Here is a 19,447-nt window from a genome sequence, read left to right as displayed (position 1 = left end):
GATTTTCCTATGCGGCCACCGCGCGCAGCAGATTGGCGATCAAACCGAAGGCCGGTGCGCGACCAGCACCCTGGCGCCAGAGCAGACCGATCTCCCTATAGTAGCGCCCGCCTTCGACCGGTCGAACCACCACGTCGTCGCCTTCGCGGATTTCCTGGCGCACGTACAGGTCCGGGAGCAAGGCAAGACCCATGCCCATGCCGGCCATCTGGCGGATCGCGTCCAGGCTGGTGCCTTCGTAATCGCGCAAGACATTGGCGCCCACATCCATGGCGATCGCGGCAACCTGTTCTGCCAATCGGTATTCCGGCATCAAGGTCAGCAAGTTGGCGCCGCGCAGATCGGCCGGGGTGATGCAGGCCTTGGTGCGCAGCGGATGATCGGCAGCCATGGTCACATGCAGCAGTTCGCGAAACAGCCGCTCGCTGTGCAGGCCCCGGCCGGCCACCGGCAGTTGCGCGAGGACAAGATCGTGCGTGCCGTTGCTCAGGTCGGCGGCGAGTGCGGTTGGCAGGCCTTCGCGCACATGCACGCGCAGGGCCGGATGCTCGCGATGCAAACGTGCCACCAGGCTGGGCATCAGATAGGCGCCAAGCGTGGGCGAGACGCCGAGGCGGATGGTGCCGATCAAGGTATCGGCGGCGGTGGCGCGGACCTCTTCCAGATCGGTGACATCGAGCAGGATGCTGCGTGCGCGGTCGAGCAGATCGCGACCCAGCGGGGTCAGGATCGCCTGCGTGCCGCGCTCCAACAGCGGCGCGCCGATGATCGCTTCCAATGCGCGGATCTGCTGCGACAACGATGGCTGCGAGACGCCCATCTGCTCGGCGGCGCGGGTAAAGCTGCCGGTATCGGCCAGCGCGACGAAATAGCTCAGCTGGCGAAGGGTGGTTCTGGGGCGCGGCATGGGATCACATCGGATTGCGTGGGAGCGCACGGCCGGCGTGGCCGGTGAGACCAGACAGGCGAAGTGCGGCTAGCGACTGCAGCGGCAGCTCGTCCGGCGAGGATGGACGACGCGCGGTAACCGCAGTGTACGAGCGGTGCATGCCGATTCCGAGCACCGGCCGCGCCCGCAGCGCGGTGAGCGCAGTCGTTTCGCTAGGTGCGCCAGATGCCATCGCTGGAACCACGGCGCCCAGCGAGGCTCATTGGTCGATGAACTGCAGCCGCGCCAGCTCCGCATACAGACCGCCTTCGGCGATCAACTGCGCATGCGTACCCTGCGCGACGATGCGGCCGGCATCCATCACCACGATGCGGTCGGCCTTGAGCACGGTGGCCAGGCGGTGCGCGATCACCAGCGTGGTGCGGCCTTCCATCAGCCGCTCCAGCGCCTGCTGCACCGCGCGCTCGCTGTGCGCATCGAGCGCGCTGGTGGCTTCGTCCAGCAGCAGGATCGGCGCATCCTTGAGCAGCGCACGCGCAATCGCCACGCGTTGCTGCTGGCCGCCGGACAGGCGCGTGCCGCGCTCGCCCAGTTCGCTGGCGTAGCCCTGGGGCAGGGCGCGGATGAAGACATCGGCTTCGGCGGCGGCCGCTGCCGCTTCCACCTCGGCATCGCTGGCTTGCAGGCGCCCATAGCGGATGTTGTCGGCGGCGCTGGCGGCAAACAACGTGGGTTGCTGCGGTACCAGCGCGATGTGCTCGCGCAGCAGTACCGGGTCGGCCTCGCGCAGGTCGATGTCGTCGATGCGCACCTTGCCGCTGACAGGGTCGTGGAAACGCAGCAGCATCGACAGCACCGTGCTCTTGCCCGCTCCGGACGGACCCACCAGCGCCACGGTTTCGCCGGGGCTGACATGCAGGTCGAACCCGGTCAGCGCCGGCGCGTCCGGGCGTTGCGGGTAATGGAAGACCACCTGGTCGAAATGGATCGCGCCGCGCAGCGGCTGCGGCAAGGCCTGCGGCGTGGCCGGCGCCACGATCAGCGGTTGTTCGTCGAGCAATTCACTCACCCGGCCCATGCCGCCGGCGGCACGCTGTAACTCGTTCCAGACCTCGGCCAGTGCACCGACCGAACCGCCGCCGATCAGCGCGTACAGCACGAATTGGCCCAGCGTGCCGGGCGTCATGCGGCCAGAAATCACATCGTGCGCGCCCAGCCACAACACCGCGACGATCGCACCGAAGATCAGCATGATCGCCACCGCGGTCACGGTGGCCTGGGTGCGGATGCGCACCCTTGCGGTATCGATGGCGGCAAATAGCGCGGTACTGAAACGCTGGCTTTCGTAACGCTCGCGCGCGTGCGCCTGCACGGTGCGCACCGCGCCCAGGGTTTCGGCCGCCAGCGTATTGGCGTCGGCCACGCGGTCTTGGCTTGCGCGCGAAATCTTCTGCAGGCGGCGTGCGCCCAGCACGATCGGCAGCACCGCCAGCGGGATGCCGATCAAGGTAAAGCCGGCCAGCCGCGGGCTGGTGACGAACAGCATGACCATGCTGCCGATCACCGTGACCGAACTGCGCAAGGCCACCGACATGGTCGTGCCGATCAGCCCCCGCAGCAATTCGCTGTCGGCCGACAGGCGCGACACCAGTTCGCCGCTGCGGCTGCGGTCATGGAACCCGGCGTCCAGTCCGATCAGGTGTGCGTACAGCCGGCCGCGCAGGTCGGCGACCACTTTTTCGCCGAGCAGTGCGACGAAATAGAAGCGCGCCGCAGTCGCCAGCGCCAGCACCACCGAGACTGCGAACAGCAGCGAGAACGCCTGATTGATCTGCGCGTCGCCGGAGAAGCCTTGATCGATCATGCGCTTGACCGCTGCGGGCAGGCTCAGCGTGGCGGCAGCGGAAATCGCCAGCGCGACCAGCCAGGCGGCGAACAGGCCGCGCTGGCGTTGGACGAATGGCCACAAGGTGCGCAGGCTGCCCAGCTTCCGCAACGGGCTGGGACGTGCAGCGGCTGGCTGGGTCATGCGGCTTCCGGGGTTGAGAGGTGGACACGATTGCGAGTGGCGTCGCACAGGCGGGTTTTCAAGCCGGCGAGCTGATCGGCAGGCAGTTGCACATGCAACGCTGCACCTTCGGCGTCGAAGCGTTCGTCCAGTTTGTCGGCATGGAAGGCCGCCAGTGCTGCGTGCACCAGGCCCAGATCGTCGAACCGGCACTGCACCTGCACCCGTGACAACGCGATCAATGGCTGTCGCGTTGCCAGCCGCAGGCACTCGGCCGCGGTACCGCCGTAGGCGCGCACCAGCCCGCCGGCCCCGAGCTTGATGCCGCCATACCAGCGCGTGACCACCACCACCACCACCCGATCGAAGCCCTGGCCGTCGATGGCGGCCAGGATCGGCCGGCCGGCGGTGCCGCTTGGCTCGCCGTCGTCGCTGGAGCGGTAGTCCTGCCCGAACCGGTAGGCCCAGCAGTTGTGCGTCGCGTCCGGCACTGCCACGCGCTGCACGATCTCCAGCGCATGCGCGGGAGCGTCCAGTGCGGCAGCGTGGGCCACAAAGCGACTGTGCTTGATGTCCAGACTATGGTGCGCATCAGCGGCGAGGGTATCGAGCATCGCCGCCATTCTATGCGAGGCGGTACGGCGGATCGCTGCAGCCATCGTGACTGCCGTTGCAAGCTGGCAGATCGAGGCGATGTCGTGCGACCGCGCTGCGCGCTGTCTGGAACGTCGCCGTGGAGCGGCGTCGCTGGCCAACAGCGCGCTGGTCGATGCCGGGGTGATGCGCGCAGTGGTCCACCGCGCGGATGCATGCAGTGCCGCCGCGTCGAAGAGACGGGGCGGCTAACGCTTACACCAGGGTGGAGCGACGCTTCTCGTCAATCCACTTCGACGCCTGCGCCGGAGTGTAGTGCCGCATCCATTCGAGCATCTGCTCGATATCGGCGCCATACCACAGGTCGGCGCGCTGGTCTGGATGCAGGAAGCGCTCTTCGACCATGCGGTCGATCATGCCAATCAGCGGTGCGTAGAAACCTTCGATGTCCAGAAAGGCGCACGGCTTGTTGCCGATGCCGAGCTGGCGCCAGGTCAGCATTTCGAAGATCTCTTCCATGGTACCGAAGCCGCCGGGCAGGGCCACGAACGCATCCGACAACTCGAACATGCGCATCTTGCGCTCATGCATGGAGCCGACGATTTCCAGCGTGGTCAACCCGCGGTGCGCTACTTCCCAATCGGCCAGTTGCTGCGGAATCACCCCGGTCACTTCACCGCCGGCCGCCAGCACTGCATTGGCCACGGTGCCCATCAAGCCAACGTTGCCGCCGCCGTACACCAGGCGCAGGCCCTGCTTGGCGATGCGATCGCCCAACGCAATCGCGCGCTCGACATAGGCGGGTTTGTTGCCGGCATTGGAGCCGCAGTAGACGCAGATGCTTTTCATGGGAGTCGGGATTCGGGAGTGGGGATTCGTAAAAGCGGCGGCGCGATGCGTCGATGTCATCTGGAAAGCGGTGGAATGCACGTTGCACGACTGTTCTGACTGGGCCTGAAAAACATAACGCCGGAATCTACCCGGCGTTATGTCATGGCTGGGAAATAGTCGGAGGCGGGAACCGCAATTGCGAATCCCCACTCCCGAATCCCAAATCCCGGCCTCAGTTGGCCTTATGAATCGCGCGCTTGCTCACCGCCATCGCGGCATCGTGAATCGCTTCGGACAGCGTCGGGTGCGCGTGGCAGATGCGGGCCAGGTCGTCGGCCGAGCCGTTGAACTCCATGGTCAGCACGCCTTCGTGCACCAGCTCGGACACGCCCACGCCCACCAGGTGCATACCCAGCACGCGGTCGGTTTCGGCATCGGCGATCACCTTGACGAAGCCGGCCGGCTCTCCCATCGCCACTGCGCGGCCGATCGCTGCAAACGGGAAGCTGCCGGCCTTGTAGGCGACGCCCTCGGCCTTGAGCTGCTGCTCGGTCTTGCCGACCCAGGCAATTTCCGGCTCGGTGTAGATGACCCACGGAATGGTGTCGAAATTGACGTGACCCGGCAGGCCGGCGATCAATTCGGCCACCGCGATGCCTTCCTCGAAGCCCTTGTGCGCCAGCATCGGGCCGCGCACGCAGTCGCCGATCGCCCACACGCCATCCACGCCGGTGTGGCAATGCCCGTCGACCTCGATCTGGCCGCGGTCGGTGACCTTGACGCCAGTGCCTTCGGCCAGCAGGTTCTTGGTGGCGGCCTTGCGGCCCACGGCCACCAGCAGCTTGTCCACGGTCAGGGTCTGCTCGCCAGCCGCGTCGGTGTAGCTGAGCACCACCTGCTTGGCGTCGCCGCTGCCGGTGATCTCGGTCTTGCCGACCTTGGCGCCCAGCTTGATGTCCAGGCCCTGCTTCTTGAATTCCTTCAGCGCGGTCTTGGCCACTTCGGCATCGGCCAGGGCCAGGAAGTCCGGCAGCGCTTCGAGGATGGTGACCTCGGCGCCCAGGCGCTTCCACACGCTGCCCAGCTCCAGGCCGATCACGCCGGCACCGATGACGGCCAGACGCTTGGGAACGGCGGTGAAATCCAGGCCGCCGACGTTGTCGACGATGGTGTCGCCGTCGAACTTGGCGAACGGCAGTTCGATCGACTCCGAACCGGCCGCCAGGATCACGTTGGTGCCCTTGAGCTCGATCTCGCCGCCTTCATGCTGGGTCACCTTGACGATGTTGCCCGGCTGCAACTGGCCGAAGCCGTAGTAAGGGGTGATCTTGTTGGCCTTGAACAGCATCGCGATGCCGCCGGTGAACTGCTTCACGATCTTGTCCTTGCGGCCAATCATCGTGGGCACGTCCATCTTGGCGTCGTTGAAGCTGATGCCGTGGTCGCCGAACAGGTGGCCCATGTTCCAGAACTGGCGCGAGGAATCCAGCAGCGCCTTGGACGGAATGCAGCCCACGCGCAGGCAGGTACCGCCCAGTGCCGGCTTGCCGTCCTTGCCCAGGGCCGCGTCGATGCAGGCGACCTTCATGCCCAGCTGCGCCGCACGGATGGCGGCGTGATAACCGGCCGGACCGGCACCGATGACGACGACGTCGAATTGTTCTTGTTCGCTCATTCTTCGCTCACGAGATTGGGAATTGGGGATTGGGGATTCGTAAAAGCAGGATGCGTGGGAAGGGGCGGCTCTCGCCAATCCCCAATCCCGAATCCCCAATCCCGGCTTTCATCACAGGCCGAACAGCATGCGGCCCGGGTTTTCCAGCTGGTTCTTGATGTCGACCAGGAACTGCACCGAGTCCTTGCCGTCGATGATGCGGTGGTCGTAGGACAGCGCCAGATACATCATCGGCGCGATCACGACCTGGCCGTTCTCGGCGATCGGACGTTCCTTGATCGCGTGCATGCCCAGGATGGCGCTCTGCGGCGGGTTGATGATCGGCGTGGACAGCAGCGAGCCGAAGGTGCCGCCGTTGGTGATGGTGAAGGTGCCGCCCTGCAGGTCGTCCAGGCCCAGCTTGCCGGCACGCGCCTTGGCGGCGTAGTCGGCGATGCCTTGCTCGACATCGGCGAACGACTGGCGCTCGACGTTGCGCAGCACCGGCGTGACCAGGCCCTTGTCGGTCGACACCGCGATCGAGATGTCGCTGTAGCCGTGATAGATGATGTCGTCGCCGTCGATCGAGGCGTTGACCAGCGGGAAGCGCTGCAACGCGTTGGCGGCAGCCTTGACGAAGAAGCTCATGAAGCCGAGCTTGATGCCGTGCGCCTTCTGGAACTCGTCCTGCAGCTCCTTGCGCGCGGCCGACACCTTGGCCAGGTTGACTTCATTGAAGGTGGTCAGCATCGCGGTGGAGTTCTTGGACTCCATCAGGCGCTTGGCGATCGTCTTGCGCACGCGGGTCATCGGCACGCGCTCTTCCGGGCGCGCACCAGAGGCCTTGCCGACGCCGCCGGCCTTGGCGAAGTTGACGATGTCTTCCTTGGTCACCGCGCCACGACGGCCGGTGCCTTCGACCTGCGAAGGATCCACGCCCTGGGTGATCGCGGAAAAACGTGCGCCCGGCGGCAGCGAATCGGCAGCGGACTTGGACGCAGCAGCAGGCGCCGCGGCGGCGGCCGGTGCCGGAGCGACCGCCGGTGCCGGAGCGGCCGCCGGTGCCGCAGCAGTCGCAGCCGGGGCGGCGGCCTGCTTCTCTTCAGCCGGTGCAGCCGCAGCCACAGCGCCTTCTTCGATGATCGCCAGGATCTGGTTGCTGGTGACCGTGCTGCCGGTGTCGAACTTGATTTCCTTCAGTACGCCGTCGACCGGCGAAGGAACTTCCAACACGACCTTGTCGGTTTCCAGGTCGACCAGATTCTCGTCGCGCTTGACCGCTTCGCCGGCCTTCTTGTGCCAGCTGGCGATGGTGGCGTCGGAAACGGATTCGGGCAGTACCGGAACTTTGACTTCGGTGGCCATTCGGGGAGCGTCCTAGGGTTTTCGTTCTTTGGGGAAGAGGAGTTATTCAGCGACTTGGTCGTTGAACGGGTTGAGCAGCGCATCGGCGATCAGCTTCTGCTGCTCGATGATGTGGTCGGCCATGTGGCCGGCGGCAGGCGAGGGCGAACGGGCACGGCCGGCGTAATGCAGACTCTGACCGCCGGCCAGGCAGAAGTTGAGGTGGTGGCGGATCTGGTACCACGCACCCTGGTTCTGCGGTTCTTCCTGGCACCACACCACATCGGTGGCGTTGGCATAGGCCTTCAATTCGGCCGCCAGCTGCGCGCGCGGGAACGGATACAGCTGCTCCACGCGCAGGATGGCGACATCGTCCTGGCCACGCTTGGTCTGGTCTTCGAGCAGGTCGTAATAGACCTTGCCCGAGCACAGCACCACACGCTTGACCTTGGCCGCGTCGGCCTTGGCGTCCGGGATCAGATGCTGGAACTGCCCGTCGGCCAGTTCTTCCAGGCTCGACACCGCCAGCTTGTGGCGCAGCAACGACTTGGGCGTCATCACCACCAGCGGCTTGCGGGTCGTCATGCGCATCTGGCGGCGGATCATGTGGAAGCACTGCGCCGGCGTGGTCGGCACGCAAACCAGCATGTTCTCCAGCGCACACAGCTGCAGGAAGCGCTCCAGACGAGCGGAGCTGTGTTCCGGGCCCTGGCCTTCGTAGCCATGCGGCAGGAACAGCGACAAGCCCGCGATGCGGCCCCACTTGGCTTCGCCGGCGGCGATGAACTGGTCGATCACCACCTGCGCGCCGTTGGCGAAGTCGCCAAACTGCGCTTCCCAGATGCATAGCGCATTCGGATCGGTGGTGGAGTAGCCGTATTCGAAGCCCATCACCGCTTCTTCGCTCAGCAACGAGTCGATGACAGTGGCGTCTTCCGGGTTCTGCACCAGCTGGCGCAGCGGCAGGTAGTAGTCGTCGGTCTTCTGGTCGTGCAGGATCGCGTGACGGTGGAAGAACGTGCCGCGGCCGGCGTCCTGGCCAACCAGGCGCAGCTTGTGGCCTTCGGCCAGCAAGGTGGCGTAGGCCAGGTTCTCGGCAAAGCCCCAGTCGCCGAGCTGATCGCCGGCGGCCATCTTGACGCGATCTTCGTAGATCTTCGCCACGCGGGCGTGCAGTTCGACGCCCTCGGGGATGGTGGTGATCAGCTTGGCCAGGCGGTCCAGCTGCTCGCGCTTGACGCGCGTGTCCACCGGATCTGCAGCCGTACCGACCAGGTACCTGGACCAATCGATGGCGAATTCGTCCGGCTTGCGCTTGGCCAGTTCGGTGGTGTACTCGCCCGAATCCAGCTTGTTGCGGTAGCCGTCCACCAGCGCCTTGGCCTCGTCGGCGTTCAGCACGCCTTCGCTTTCCAGCTTGGCGGCGTACAGCTCGCGGGTGGTCTTGTGCTTGCGGATGGTCTGGTACATCACCGGCTGGGTCGCTGCCGGTTCGTCGGCTTCGTTATGGCCCCAACGGCGGTAGCACACCAGGTCGATGACCACGTCCTTCTTGAACTGCTGGCGGAATTCGTAGGCCAGCTTGGACACGAACATCACCGCGTCCGGGTCGTCGCCGTTCACGTGGAAGACCGGCGCGCCGATCATCTTGGCCACGTCCGTGCAGTACAGCGTGGAGCGGGCGTCGTCGCGGGTGCTGGTGGTGAAGCCGATCTGGTTGTTGACGACGATGTGCACGGTGCCGCCGACCGCGAAACCGCGCGCCTGCGACATCTGGAACAGTTCCATCACCACGCCCTGGCCGGCGAATGCGGCATCGCCGTGGATCAGGATCGGCAACACGCTCTTGCGCTCGGCATCGCCGAAACGCTCCTGGCGCGAACGCACGCTGCCGACCACGACCGGGTCGACGATTTCCAGGTGCGAGGGATTGAAGGCCAGCGCCAGGTGCACCTGCTTGTCGGTGCCCACCGCGATATCGGCAGAGAAGCCCATGTGGTACTTGACGTCGCCGGTGTGCGCACGGTCGTCATGGGCATGCTCGAACTTGCCTTCGAATTCGTCGAACAGCTTGCGCGGGTTCTTGCCCAGCGTATTGACCAGCACGTTGAGGCGGCCGCGGTGGGCCATGCCGATCACGATGTCCTTGACCTGATCGTTGCCGGACTGGCGAATGATCTCGTCCATCATCGGGATCAGCGCATCGCCGCCTTCCAGCGAGAAACGCTTCTGGCCGACGTACTTGGTGTGCAGGTAGCGCTCCAGGCCCTCGGCAGCGGTGAGCCGCTCCAGGGTGCGCTTGCGACTGGCCGCATCGCCGGCAATCTTGCCGCCGGCGTCTTCCAGGCGCTTGTAAATCCACTGGCGCTGGTCGAACTCCTGGATGTGCATGAACTCGGCGCCGATGCTGCTGGCGTAGGTCGCCTTCAGGCGCGTCAGCAGATCCTTGAGCTTCATCCGCGGCTGGCCGCCGACACCGCCGGTGCTGAACTCGCTGTCCAGATCGGCCTGGGACAGGCTGTGGAACGGCAGGTCCAGGTCGGGCGGGTTGACCGGCGGGACCAGGCCCAGCGGGTCGAGCTGGGCGCCCAAGTGGCCACGGGCGCGGTAGGCGGTGATCAGACGGCCGACATTGCGCTCGCGCTCGTCACTGGCGCCTGCGCCGGTACCGGCGTTGGCAGCCTGCTTGGAGGCGGTGAGGATGTGGGCGATGGCCGCCGAGTGCGGCACATCGCCGGCACCGCGACCTTCGAAACCATCGAAGTAGCTCTTCCACTTCGGATCGACACTGTCCGGGGCGACGAGGTACTGCTCGTACAGATCCTCGATATAGGCGGCGTTGCCGCCGGCGAGTTGCGATGACTGCGCGAACTGCTTTAGGAGATTATCCACGATGGTAAGTCGGGTCTGCTGTGGGGATGATTGTGCGGAAGCGGCAGGGCGAGATGCCCTATCGGTCGGTCTCAAATCTCGAAAAATTATACCCCCTTGCGCTAGTGAGGGGGCGTCTGCAAGCTGACCGGCGGGGTAGACCAATTGCACGCGCGCCTACGTGCAAGGGGCGCTGCGGCGTCAGATGCCGAGCGCGCGCGGCTCGTTCCAAAGCGCGCTGCGCTCCCATATCTGCGCGAATTCGCGCTCCAGCTGGCGGCTGCGCGCTGCGCCCGACAGCCAGGTTTCGCCATCATCGAAGCGATGACCTGTTGGACGAAAGTAGTAGGCCTCGTCGCCGACAACATAGACCGATGCAAAACTTGCATCGACCGGGTCGCTGACCGCGCGGAACCGGAACACGCTGGGCAGGCGCTGTGCCAGGCGCAGCATCGCGCTGCTGCTGGCCGCGGCACTGGCGGTGTCTTGCACCAGGACATGTACACGCTTGTCGTGGCGGGCGGTGGCGAAACGACGCAGCGCGTCGAGCACCGCGGCGTTGTCGAACAGGGGCGGGTCCAGGGCGCGGGTGTAGATCAGCACCTGGCGGCGCGCGGCGCACAGCAACCCGGTGGTGGCGGCCAAGGCTGCGGTGAAGGAGTCCACTGCCATCGGGCCGTCGAGGCGACGGTGCACGACGGTACCGGGCGCATCGTAGGCCTGGCCAATGCGCTCGGGTGAGGAGAGGGAGCCAGCGTCGGGCAGAAAGCCCAGGCGCGCGAAGACCGCTTCCGCAGCTGGGCTGGGACATGCGCGCAGGCTATGCCAGCCGTGCTGCCGTGCCGCGTCGACTGCGGCAGCGAGCAGTTGGTCGGCCACGCCACGGCGGCGCCAGTTGGGCAGAACGCCGAGGCGGTCGAGGCGGCGATCGGCGGTGAGCCGCACCGAGGCGATCAGCTGGCCTTCGTCGCGTACGGCCAGATGCAGGCTGAGCGGATCCAATGCATCCCACTGGACACCGCCGGTGGCGCCAGCGGTGTCGGTGGCGCAGGCCAGCCGCAGCGCACGCAGCGCCGCGGCGTCGGCGGCCGGGTCCAGCGTGACGATCTGCGGTCTGGCGTACGCGGTCATGCAGGCTTGGTGGTGTCGTCGCTGTCGTCGGAATCGGTCTCGTCGGCGATCGCACTGTCGACGTCCTGCTCGGCTTCGGCATCGTCGCCGGGTTCGACATCGGCCTCCAGCGCCTCTGCCGGGGTGTCGGCAGCGTCGGCAACCTGTTCGACATCGGCGTCGGCATCGATGTCTTCGTCTGCCTCCGGCACGTCGTCCTCGGCATCGGCATCTTCGTCGTCGTGGTCGGCCGACACGCTCAGGGCATGCGCGTGGTCGTCCTCTGCGAGGTCGTCCTCGGCATCTTCGTGGGCGCGCTGGTAGTGGCCCTGTGCCAGCAGCTCCAGCACCACCTCGCGGCCACGCGGGGACAACTGCGCGTACAAAGTGCCGTCGATCTCTTCGGCCGCGGCCAGACGGGACGCATCCTTGGCCGACAGCGCAAACTCCAGGCCGCTGCAGAACAGCGTGGCGCCGCGTTTGGCGCGCCGCCAGGCCAGCCGCGACCACGGGTGGCGGTGCAGCAGCACGCCTTCTTCCAGCGCCTGCTCGACCGCTTCGCGCGGGATCGGCTCGGGCGCCGGCACCACGTCGCCGGAGGCGCGGTAGGTGGTCATGAAGCGGCCGAACCAGTCGCCTAGGCGGTCGGGGTCGTTCATGCGCAGCGCATTGAGCGCAGCGACCACGCGGTTCATCGCGGTGACGTCGATTTCGTAGGGGTCGGCCGGCACCTTGAGGTCTTCGTCGTGATAGCGCACGGCCTCGTCGGCATCGGCAATCAAGGTGTCCAGGTAATCGCCGATCAGCTCGGCCGAGGACGGTGCGCGGGTGCCGATGGAGAAGGTCAGGCAGGCGTCTTCGGCCACACCGTGGTGCGGGATCAGCGGCGGCAGGTAGAGCATGTCGCCCGGGCCCAGCACCCAATCGTGGGTGGGCTTGAACTCGCGTAGCAGCTTGAGCTCGACATCGTCGCGGAACGCCAGCGGCGTGGCCTTGCGGCCCTGGACGGTGCGCGCGTCGATCTGCCAGCGGCGGTGGCCCTGGCCCTGCAGCAGGAACACGTCGTAATGGTCGACATGCGCGCCCACCGAGCCGCCAGTGGCCGCGAAGCTGATCATGATGTCGTCGATACGCCAGCGCGGCAGGAAGCGGAAGTGCTCCAGCAGGGCACGCACGTCGGCGTCCCATTTGTCCACGTCCTGCACCAGCAAGGTCCAGTCATGGTCGGGCAGTCCGGGAAAATCGGTTTCCTGGAACGGGCCGGTGCGCACGTCCCAGCCGTCGGTGGTGCGGTCGTGGCTGATCAGGCGTGCCAGCACGCCGTCTTCGCAGGCCAGCCCGGCCAGGTCTTCCGGCTGCAGCGGCGAGGCGAAATCCGCGAACGCATTGCGGATCAACAGCGGGTGCTTGTGCCAGTAATTGCGCAGGAAACGCTCGACCGGCATGCCCAGCGGCTGTCCCGGACGGGCCTGGACTTCGATGGCAAGTGGGGTCGCTTTACGTACGGCCATTTGGGGTCCTTACACGATGTAGAAGAGAGTGCGGTGCGCGGCATCGGCCGGCGCCAATGGCCTATTGTCGACTGCCCGAGCCGGATGTGCACCTGTGCGGCGCGCAACGTGCCCGCTCCGGTTCGCCGCTGCAGGGCTGGCCGGCGTTTCCGATCGCTTCTTCGTGTTGATGGCCTTGCCAGCGGCATGGTGGCGCCTGCCGCGCACGCCGATCGTCGCGTGCGCGGGTAGCGCACCGGCGCGCATCACATCACTTTGTTGCCGCTGCCACGATCGTCCAGTGCGGGTTTGCTGGATGGGTTGACGGTGTTGTCGTTGCCCGAAAACCGCACCTGTTTCACGGCGCGCGCCAGCACCAGATTCTTGTTGCCCTGGATGTCCACGCGATCGACATCGGTCAGATTGAGCGTGTTGGCGTGACCGCTCACGCTGAGCTGACCGAGTTGCCTGTTGAGTACCGTGAAGTTGCTTCCCTCCAGCCGAATGTTGCGCGCGGTGTCCAGATTCATCGCGCCACGCGAGGCGGTGATGGTGACCGTGCCGCACTCGCCGTGCAGGACCCATTTGCTGTCATCGCGGGTCAGCCGCACATCTTTGCCGGCACAGTCTGCGCCGCTGGCCGGATCGGTCAGTGTGGACGAGACCGACGACAGCGCCTGCGCAGCGGGGCCGTCGCCGCCGCATCCGCTCAGTGCAAGGACGCTTGCCAGCGTCAACAGGGACAGTGCCGTGTGGGTGACGCGCATCGCCGGTCTCCTGAAAAGTAAGGCCGGCACGATAGCAGTCCGGTCAGGTCACCCATGTGCAGGCCCTCGCCGGCCATCCAGTCCTCTAAGGCCGTGCGACGCATCCGACGCGAGGCGTCGTCATCACGGGCCTTGATCGTGCGTCATCGGCATGCGGTGATGCCGATGAAGCCTCGCCGATGAGGCCGATGACGTGGCCCGCTTCGCAAGCTCCCACCGGGCTTGCGGTTCGGTCAGCTCAGATCGCGCGCGCCAGCTGCTCGGCCAGTCCGGTGTAGGCGCCCGGGGTGAGCGCGCGCAGGCGCTGCTTGTCTTCTTCAGGCAGTTGCAGATTTTCCACGAAGGCCTGCATCGAGGCGGCGGTGATGCCCTGGCCGCGGGTCAGCGCCTTGAGTTGCTCGTAGGGATTCGGCAGGCCGTGGCGGCGCATGACCGTCTGCACGGCTTCGGCCAGCACTTCCCAGGCCGCATCCAGGTCGGCATCCAGGCGCTCGGGGTTGACGGTGAGCTTGCCCAGGCCCTTGGCCAGCGAATCCAGCGCGACCTGGGTATGGCCGAACGCGGTGCCGAGTGCGCGCAGCACGGTGGAATCGGTGAGGTCGCGCTGCCAGCGGCTGATCGGCAACTTGGCGGAGAAGTGTTCGAACAGCGCGTTGGCGATGCCGAAATTGCCCTCGGCATTTTCGAAGTCGATGGGGTTGACCTTATGCGGCATGGTCGAGGAGCCAACTTCGCCCTCTTTCAGCTTCTGCTTGAAATAGCCAAGCGAGATATAGCCCCAGATGTCGCGCGCCAGGTCGATCAGGATGGTGTTGGCGCGGCGGCTGGCATCGCCGATTTCGGCCACATTGTCGTGCGGCTCGATCTGGGTGGTGTAGGGGTTGAACACCAGGCCCAGGCTTTCCACAAAACGCTGTGCGAACGCCGACCAGTCCAGGTCCGGGTACGACACCAAGTGCGCGTTGTAGTTACCGACCGCGCCGTTGATCTTGCCGGTCAGTTCGACCGCGGCGATCTGCTTGCGCTGGCGCTCCAGGCGCGCGACCACGTTGGCGATTTCCTTGCCCAGCGTGGTGGGCGAGGCGGTCTGGCCATGGGTGCGCGAGAGCATCGGCTGGGAAGCCTGAGCGTGGGCGAGGGTGCTCAGCGCTGCGGTAATACCATCCAGGCTGGGCAGCAACACCTGACGGCGGGCCTGCTCCAGCATCAGTCCGTAGCTCAGGTTGTTGATGTCTTCGCTGGTGCAGGCAAAGTGCACAAATTCCAGTGCCGGGCCGAGCTCGGCGTCGTCCTTGAGCTGCTCCTTGATGAAGTACTCCACCGCCTTGACGTCATGGTTGGTGGTGCGCTCGATTTCCTTGACCCGCGCGGCATGGGCCACGCTGAAATCGTCGGCCAGGACGCGCAGCCGCTGCGTGGCAGCCGGCGAGAACGGCGCCAGTTCGGCGATGCCCGGCTCGGCGGCCAGTGCCAGCAGCCATTCGATTTCGACCTTGATTCGCGCCTTGATCAGGCCGTATTCGGAGAAGATCGGGCGCAGCGCATCCACCTTGGAGGCGTAGCGGCCGTCGAGCGGGGACAGGGCGAGCAGAGCGGAATCCGACATGGGCAAGGGGGGCGGCGGTGAAGGTGGGGCCAGCATTCTACGCCGCCGGCGCTGTGGGCAGGCCCGGTGCCCTGCAAAACGGGTCCCCAAGCCCACGGCAGAGAGGCTGAATGGCGGGCTACCTGCGCGGCCGAGGGAGCCCGACATGGCGCGACCTGCACTTTATGGTAGAGCTCCCTGCGCTGTTCCGGCTGCCATGCGCCCGATCTTCGCTCGCCTCGCCTTTGCGATCTTTACCGCCGCGCTGCCTGCCGCCGCACAGGAGGCCGACTTCGCCGCGCAGGCGGCGGCGCTGTATCGCACCCCGCCCGCGATCGCCAGCTGCCGCGCCGGAGACCTGCAGCCGGCGCAGCGGCAACGCGTGCTGGCGCTGATCAACGACATCCGTCGGCTGCACGGGCTCGACGCGGTCGACGACGACCCGGCGGCCGAGCCCGAAGCCACCCAGGCGGCCTTGGTGATTGCCGCCAACGGCCGCCTCAGCCATACGCCGACGCCGGACTGGCGCTGCTATTCCGACACCGCAGCCAAGGGCGCGCGCCGCAGCCTGATCTATGGCGGAGTCAGCTCGCCGCTGCTGCGTTTCTCCAGCGCCGAACAGATCGTGATCGAGTGGCTGACCGACGCCAACAATGTCAGCGCCGGTGGCTTGGGGCACCGGCGCTGGCTGCTGGATCCGTTTCTGCAACGCGTCGCCTTCGGCATGGTGGCCGGTCGCGACGGCGCCGCGTTCAGTAGCGGTGCCGCGCTGCGCTTCGTTCCGGCGGTCGGCGTCGCGGCGCGGACGCGTGAGGATTTCATCGCCTGGCCGATCGGCGAGTACCCGGGCCGCTACTACGTCGACGATGCGCTGTTGTCGTTCACCGCATTGCCGGACCGCAAGCGCAAGTTCGCCAATCGCGATGTCGACTATGCCGATGCGCAGGTGCAGATCCGCGAGCGCGATGGACGCCAGCTGCAGGTACGCAACCTGAGCGACGACCACGAAGGTTTCGGGGTGCCCAACAGCCTGCAGTTCCGGGTGCCGCGCCTGCAGCCGGGTGTGATGTACGACGTGACCATCCGCGGGGTGCGGTTCGGCGGGCAGTCGCGCGATTACCGTTATTGGTTTCGCATCGGCCCATCGCCTCGCGCGTCCGCCGACTGAATCGACGGCATCAACTGGCCGCGTCGACGGCTTCGCCCACCGGGCGCACCGTGACTGCCTGGATGCGGTGGCCTGCCATGCGCCGCACGGTCAGCAGGTGGCCATCCAGCTCCAGTGTTTCGCCTTCCTCGGGCAAGCGCTGCAGCTGATGCAGGATCAGCCCGCCGACCGAATTGACGTGGTCCGGCGCGCTCAGGTCCTGACCGAGCAGGCGTTCCAGGCGGAAGATCGAGGTGCTGCCGGCGATCAGCAACGAGCCGTCCTGGCCACGGATCGGGGCATCGCGCACCACGTGACGGTGCTCGTCCTCGATGTCGCCAACCACCACTTCCAGCAGGTCTTCCAGGGTGAAAAAGCCCAGGATGCGGCCTTCTTCTTCCACGCATAGTGCCAGATGGGTAGTGCCGGTGCGGAATTGCTCCAGCGCGTTGGGAATCGGCGTTTCCAGGGTCAGCACGGTGGGAGGACGCAGCAGCGGGTGCAGATCGTCCAGGTTTTGGCCGCGTGCCATCGCCACCAGCAAATCCTTGGTGTGCAGGATGCCCAGCACCTGTTCGCCATTGGCATCGAACCAGGGGTAGCGGCTGTAGCGCGACTCACTGAATTCGGCCAGCACCGCCTCCAGGGTCATGCCTTCGCGCAGGCTGCGCATGTGCTCGCGCGGGCGCATCAAATCGCCGGCGACCAGATCCGGCAATTCCAACGCGTGGCTCATCAAGGCCAGCCCCTGGTCGGGCGCAGCGGCGTTCGGGTCCTGGCGGCCGACGATCAGCATCAGTTCCTCGCGTGAGTAACGATGCGAGTGATGTTCCACCTCGCCCCAGCCGAGCAGGCGCAGAAAGCGATTGGCGCTGGTATTGAGTACCCAGATGGCCAGGTACATCAGCCAGTAGAAAACGTACAGCGGCGCAGCGGTCCACAACGACATGCGTTCCGGGCGGCGGATCGCCATGGTCTTGGGCGCCAGTTCGCCCAGCACGATATGCAGGAACGAAATCAGGCTGAAGGCAATCGCCAGCGCAGTGAATTGTGCCGCTTCCGGCGACAGGCCCAGCGTAGCGAACAGCGGTTGCAGCAGATGTGTAAAAGCCGGCTCGCCGACCCAGCCCAACCCGAGCGAAGCCAGCGTGATACCGAGCTGGCAGGCCGACAGATACGCATCCAGATGCGCGTGTACACCGAGCAACAAGCGCCCGCGCCAGCCGTTGGTTTGCGCCAGGCCCACCGCTTGGGTGTGCCGCAGCTTGACCAGCGCGAACTCGGCGGCGACAAAAAATCCATTCAACAGCACCAGCAGCAATGCCACCAACAGCAGCAGGACGTCACCCAACATGGCCGCCTCCATGCGCTGCAGGAGTGGTCCATCCGCGTGCCACCGCATGTGCAGCCGCGATGTGTAGTGTTGCGGCAACCGATGCGGAACGTGCGTTTCTACAGTCAGGCTCGTCGCCCATGGCGGCTTGGTATCTCGTCATGATCAGCAGGCAGTCTAGCCGACAGCGTGCGACGACATCGTCGCAACGCGGCGTGCGAGTATCGTAGACAGTCTCGCCAGCGTGGGTACGCCCGCCGCCAGCCATCCATCACCACAAATCAGCAATGTGCGGAGAGTGCAGATGAGCGAACGTTTCAGGACCGAACACGACAGCATGGGCGAACTGCAGGTGCCCGCCGATGCGTTGTGGGGCGCGCAGACCCAGCGCGCGGTGCAGAATTTCCCGGTGTCCGGGCAGCCGATGCCGCGTGGTTTCATTCGCGCGCTGGGCTTGATCAAGGCCGCGGCAGCCGGCGTCAACGCCGAGCTTGGATTGCTGCCGAAGTCGATCGGCAAGACCGTGCAGGCCGCTGCGTTGCAAGTGGCCGAGGGTAGCTTCGATGCGCAGTTTCCCATCGATGTTTACCAGACCGGTTCGGGCACTTCGTCCAACATGAATGCCAATGAGGTGATTGCCACCCAGGCCACGCGTGCCGGCAAGGATGCGGTGCATCCCAACGACCACGTCAATCTGGGCCAGAGTTCCAACGATGTGGTGCCCACCGCCATTCGCGTGTCGGCATTGCTGGCTGTGCAGGAACATCTGCAACCGGCGCTCAAGCATCTGCGCAAGACCATCGACAAGCGCGCCAAATCGCTGGACAAGATCGTCAAGACCGGTCGCACGCATTTGATGGATGCGATGCCGCTCACCTTTGGTCAGGAGTTCGGCGCGTGGTCGGCGCAGCTGAGTTCGGCGCAGGAGCGTATCGACGACGCGCTCAAACGCTTGCGACGCTTGCCGCTGGGCGGCACGGCGATCGGGACCGGCATCAATGCCGACCCGCGCTTCGGTGGCAAGGTCGCCAAGGCCTTGTCCACCCTGAGCGGAGCCAGGTTCGAGAGCGCGGAAAACAAGTTCGAAGGACTCGCCGCGCAGGACGATGCGGTGGAGTTGTCTGGCCAACTCAATGCGCTGGCGGTGGCACTGATCAAGATCGCAAACGACTTGCGCTGGATGAATGCCGGCCCGTTGGCGGGCCTGGGTGAAATCGAACTGCCGGCGCTGCAGCCTGGCAGCTCGATCATGCCAGGCAAGGTCAATCCGGTGATCCCCGAAGCCACCGTGATGGCGTGCGCGCAGGTGATCGGCCACCACACTGCCATCACCATCGCCGGGCAAACCGGCAACTTCCAGTTGAACGTGACGTTGCCGCTGATCGCCTACAACCTGCTGGATTCGATCACCTTGCTGGGCAACGTTTCGCGTCTGTTGGCCGACACCGCCATTGCCGGTCTGAAGGTGCGTCAGGAGCGCGTCCGCGAGGCGCTGGACCGCAACCCCATCTTGGTGACGGCACTGAACCCGATCATCGGTTACGAAAAGGCCGCGGCGATCGCCAAGCGTGCCTACAAGGAGCAGCGGCCGGTACTGGATGTGGCCAAGGAAGACAGCGGGCTCGGCGAAACGGAACTGCGGCGATTGCTCGACCCGACGGCATTGACGCGTGGCGGTATCCATGCCGGCGGCGGTAGCGGGGGCTGATCATTGCAGTGCATATGCAGGAGCGCGCTGGTGCATTATCGATAACGCCCTGTCGCGCGCAGGCGCGCTGCTGCCGGTCTTGCTGCTTTGTCGTCGCTTGTCCAAGGCGGCTAAGC

At 65.9% G+C, this 19,447-nt stretch carries 14 protein-coding genes; 2 read left to right on the top strand and 12 right to left on the bottom strand.

What is annotated here, in order from left to right; all coding sequences use genetic code 11:
* Positions 1 to 7 precede the first annotated feature (7 nt).
* The 11 genes from J7367_RS04265 to purB form a co-directional block, all read right to left on the bottom strand.
* Positions 8 to 907 (bottom strand): hydrogen peroxide-inducible genes activator, encoded by a 900-nt coding sequence (locus J7367_RS04265; RefSeq protein ID WP_007964693.1) that lies wholly within the window; start codon positions 905 to 907, stop codon positions 8 to 10.
* A gap of 241 nt (positions 908 to 1,148) precedes the next feature.
* Complete coding sequence (locus J7367_RS04260) at positions 1,149 to 2,918, bottom strand: ABC transporter transmembrane domain-containing protein (protein ID WP_057660299.1); 1,770 nt, start codon at positions 2,916 to 2,918, stop codon at positions 1,149 to 1,151.
* Entirely contained in the window at positions 2,915 to 3,520 is a 606-nt protein-coding gene (locus J7367_RS04255) for a YigZ family protein (protein ID WP_057660297.1), read from the bottom strand. Before J7367_RS04255 ends, J7367_RS04260 begins: the two co-directional genes overlap by 4 nt.
* Positions 3,521 to 3,746: 226 nt before the next feature.
* Complete coding sequence (locus J7367_RS04250) at positions 3,747 to 4,340, bottom strand: TIGR00730 family Rossman fold protein (protein ID WP_022559660.1); 594 nt, start codon at positions 4,338 to 4,340, stop codon at positions 3,747 to 3,749.
* Between the two features lie 214 nt (positions 4,341 to 4,554).
* Positions 4,555 to 5,997 carry a dihydrolipoyl dehydrogenase gene (lpdA, locus tag J7367_RS04245; protein ID WP_007973245.1) on the bottom strand — a complete coding sequence of 481 codons (1,443 nt, stop codon included), beginning with the start codon at positions 5,995 to 5,997 and terminating at the stop codon, positions 4,555 to 4,557.
* A gap of 111 nt (positions 5,998 to 6,108) precedes the next feature.
* Entirely contained in the window at positions 6,109 to 7,341 is a 1,233-nt protein-coding gene (gene sucB, locus J7367_RS04240; protein WP_057660292.1) for a dihydrolipoyllysine-residue succinyltransferase, read from the bottom strand.
* A 42-nt stretch (positions 7,342 to 7,383) separates the two neighbouring features.
* Positions 7,384 to 10,287, bottom strand: a complete 2,904-nt coding sequence (locus J7367_RS04235) for a 2-oxoglutarate dehydrogenase E1 component (protein WP_176215004.1) — start codon at positions 10,285 to 10,287, stop codon at positions 7,384 to 7,386.
* Between the two features lie 105 nt (positions 10,288 to 10,392).
* Positions 10,393 to 11,322, bottom strand: coding sequence for a GNAT family N-acetyltransferase (locus J7367_RS04230; protein WP_057660288.1), 930 nt, complete (start codon positions 11,320 to 11,322; stop codon positions 10,393 to 10,395).
* Entirely contained in the window at positions 11,319 to 12,812 is a 1,494-nt protein-coding gene (locus J7367_RS04225) for a cupin domain-containing protein (RefSeq protein WP_022559656.1), read from the bottom strand. The genes J7367_RS04230 and J7367_RS04225 overlap by 4 nt, the downstream gene beginning before the upstream one ends.
* A gap of 245 nt (positions 12,813 to 13,057) precedes the next feature.
* The gene (locus tag J7367_RS04220) at positions 13,058 to 13,558 is read right to left on the bottom strand and encodes a DUF3060 domain-containing protein (protein ID WP_057660280.1); all 501 of its coding nucleotides are present in this window, start codon (positions 13,556 to 13,558) and stop codon (positions 13,058 to 13,060) included.
* 238 nt (positions 13,559 to 13,796) lie between these two features.
* Positions 13,797 to 15,164, bottom strand: coding sequence for an adenylosuccinate lyase (gene purB, locus J7367_RS04215; protein ID WP_057660279.1), 1,368 nt, complete (start codon positions 15,162 to 15,164; stop codon positions 13,797 to 13,799).
* Between the two features lie 196 nt (positions 15,165 to 15,360).
* On the opposite strand from purB, the gene J7367_RS04210 reads away from it, so the two are divergent.
* Entirely contained in the window at positions 15,361 to 16,311 is a 951-nt protein-coding gene (locus tag J7367_RS04210; RefSeq protein ID WP_057660277.1) for a CAP domain-containing protein, read from the top strand.
* Between the two features lie 10 nt (positions 16,312 to 16,321).
* On the opposite strand, the gene J7367_RS04205 is transcribed toward J7367_RS04210, so the two are convergent.
* A complete protein-coding gene (locus tag J7367_RS04205) occupies positions 16,322 to 17,692 on the bottom strand; it encodes a hemolysin family protein (protein WP_081027571.1) in 1,371 nt (456 codons plus the stop codon).
* 235 nt (positions 17,693 to 17,927) lie between these two features.
* On the opposite strand from J7367_RS04205, the gene J7367_RS04200 reads away from it, so the two are divergent.
* Positions 17,928 to 19,331, top strand: a complete 1,404-nt coding sequence (locus J7367_RS04200; RefSeq protein ID WP_057660275.1) for a class II fumarate hydratase — start codon at positions 17,928 to 17,930, stop codon at positions 19,329 to 19,331.
* Positions 19,332 to 19,447 lie beyond the last annotated feature (116 nt).

It is taken from the genome of Xanthomonas sp. D-36-1, from assembly GCF_017746155.1.
Taxonomy (GTDB): Bacteria; Pseudomonadota; Gammaproteobacteria; order Xanthomonadales; family Xanthomonadaceae; genus Xanthomonas; species Xanthomonas cissicola.
The sequence above is the reverse complement of the archived record's forward strand: the minus strand, read 5'-3'. Positions and strand labels throughout refer to the sequence as shown.

Bases quoted from the DNA above. Each gene is read 5' to 3' on its own strand.
- J7367_RS04265 (WP_007964693.1), bottom strand. From the start codon at position 907: ATGCCGCGCCCCAGAACCACCCTTCGCCAGCTGAGCTATTTCGTCGCG.
- J7367_RS04260 (WP_057660299.1), bottom strand. From the start codon at position 2,918: ATGACCCAGCCAGCCGCTGCACGTCCCAGCCCGTTGCGGAAGCTGGGC.
- J7367_RS04255 (WP_057660297.1), bottom strand. From the start codon at position 3,520: ATGGCGGCGATGCTCGATACCCTCGCCGCTGATGCGCACCATAGTCTG.
- J7367_RS04250 (WP_022559660.1), bottom strand. From the start codon at position 4,340: ATGAAAAGCATCTGCGTCTACTGCGGCTCCAATGCCGGCAACAAACCC.
- lpdA (WP_007973245.1), bottom strand. From the start codon at position 5,997: ATGAGCGAACAAGAACAATTCGACGTCGTCGTCATCGGTGCCGGTCCG.
- sucB (WP_057660292.1), bottom strand. From the start codon at position 7,341: ATGGCCACCGAAGTCAAAGTTCCGGTACTGCCCGAATCCGTTTCCGAC.
- J7367_RS04230 (WP_057660288.1), bottom strand. From the start codon at position 11,322: ATGACCGCGTACGCCAGACCGCAGATCGTCACGCTGGACCCGGCCGCC.
- J7367_RS04225 (WP_022559656.1), bottom strand. From the start codon at position 12,812: ATGGCCGTACGTAAAGCGACCCCACTTGCCATCGAAGTCCAGGCCCGT.
- J7367_RS04220 (WP_057660280.1), bottom strand. From the start codon at position 13,558: ATGCGCGTCACCCACACGGCACTGTCCCTGTTGACGCTGGCAAGCGTC.
- purB (WP_057660279.1), bottom strand. From the start codon at position 15,164: ATGTCGGATTCCGCTCTGCTCGCCCTGTCCCCGCTCGACGGCCGCTAC.
- J7367_RS04210 (WP_057660277.1), top strand. From the start codon at position 15,361: ATGCGCCCGATCTTCGCTCGCCTCGCCTTTGCGATCTTTACCGCCGCG.
- J7367_RS04205 (WP_081027571.1), bottom strand. From the start codon at position 17,692: ATGCGGTGGCACGCGGATGGACCACTCCTGCAGCGCATGGAGGCGGCC.
- J7367_RS04200 (WP_057660275.1), top strand. From the start codon at position 17,928: ATGAGCGAACGTTTCAGGACCGAACACGACAGCATGGGCGAACTGCAG.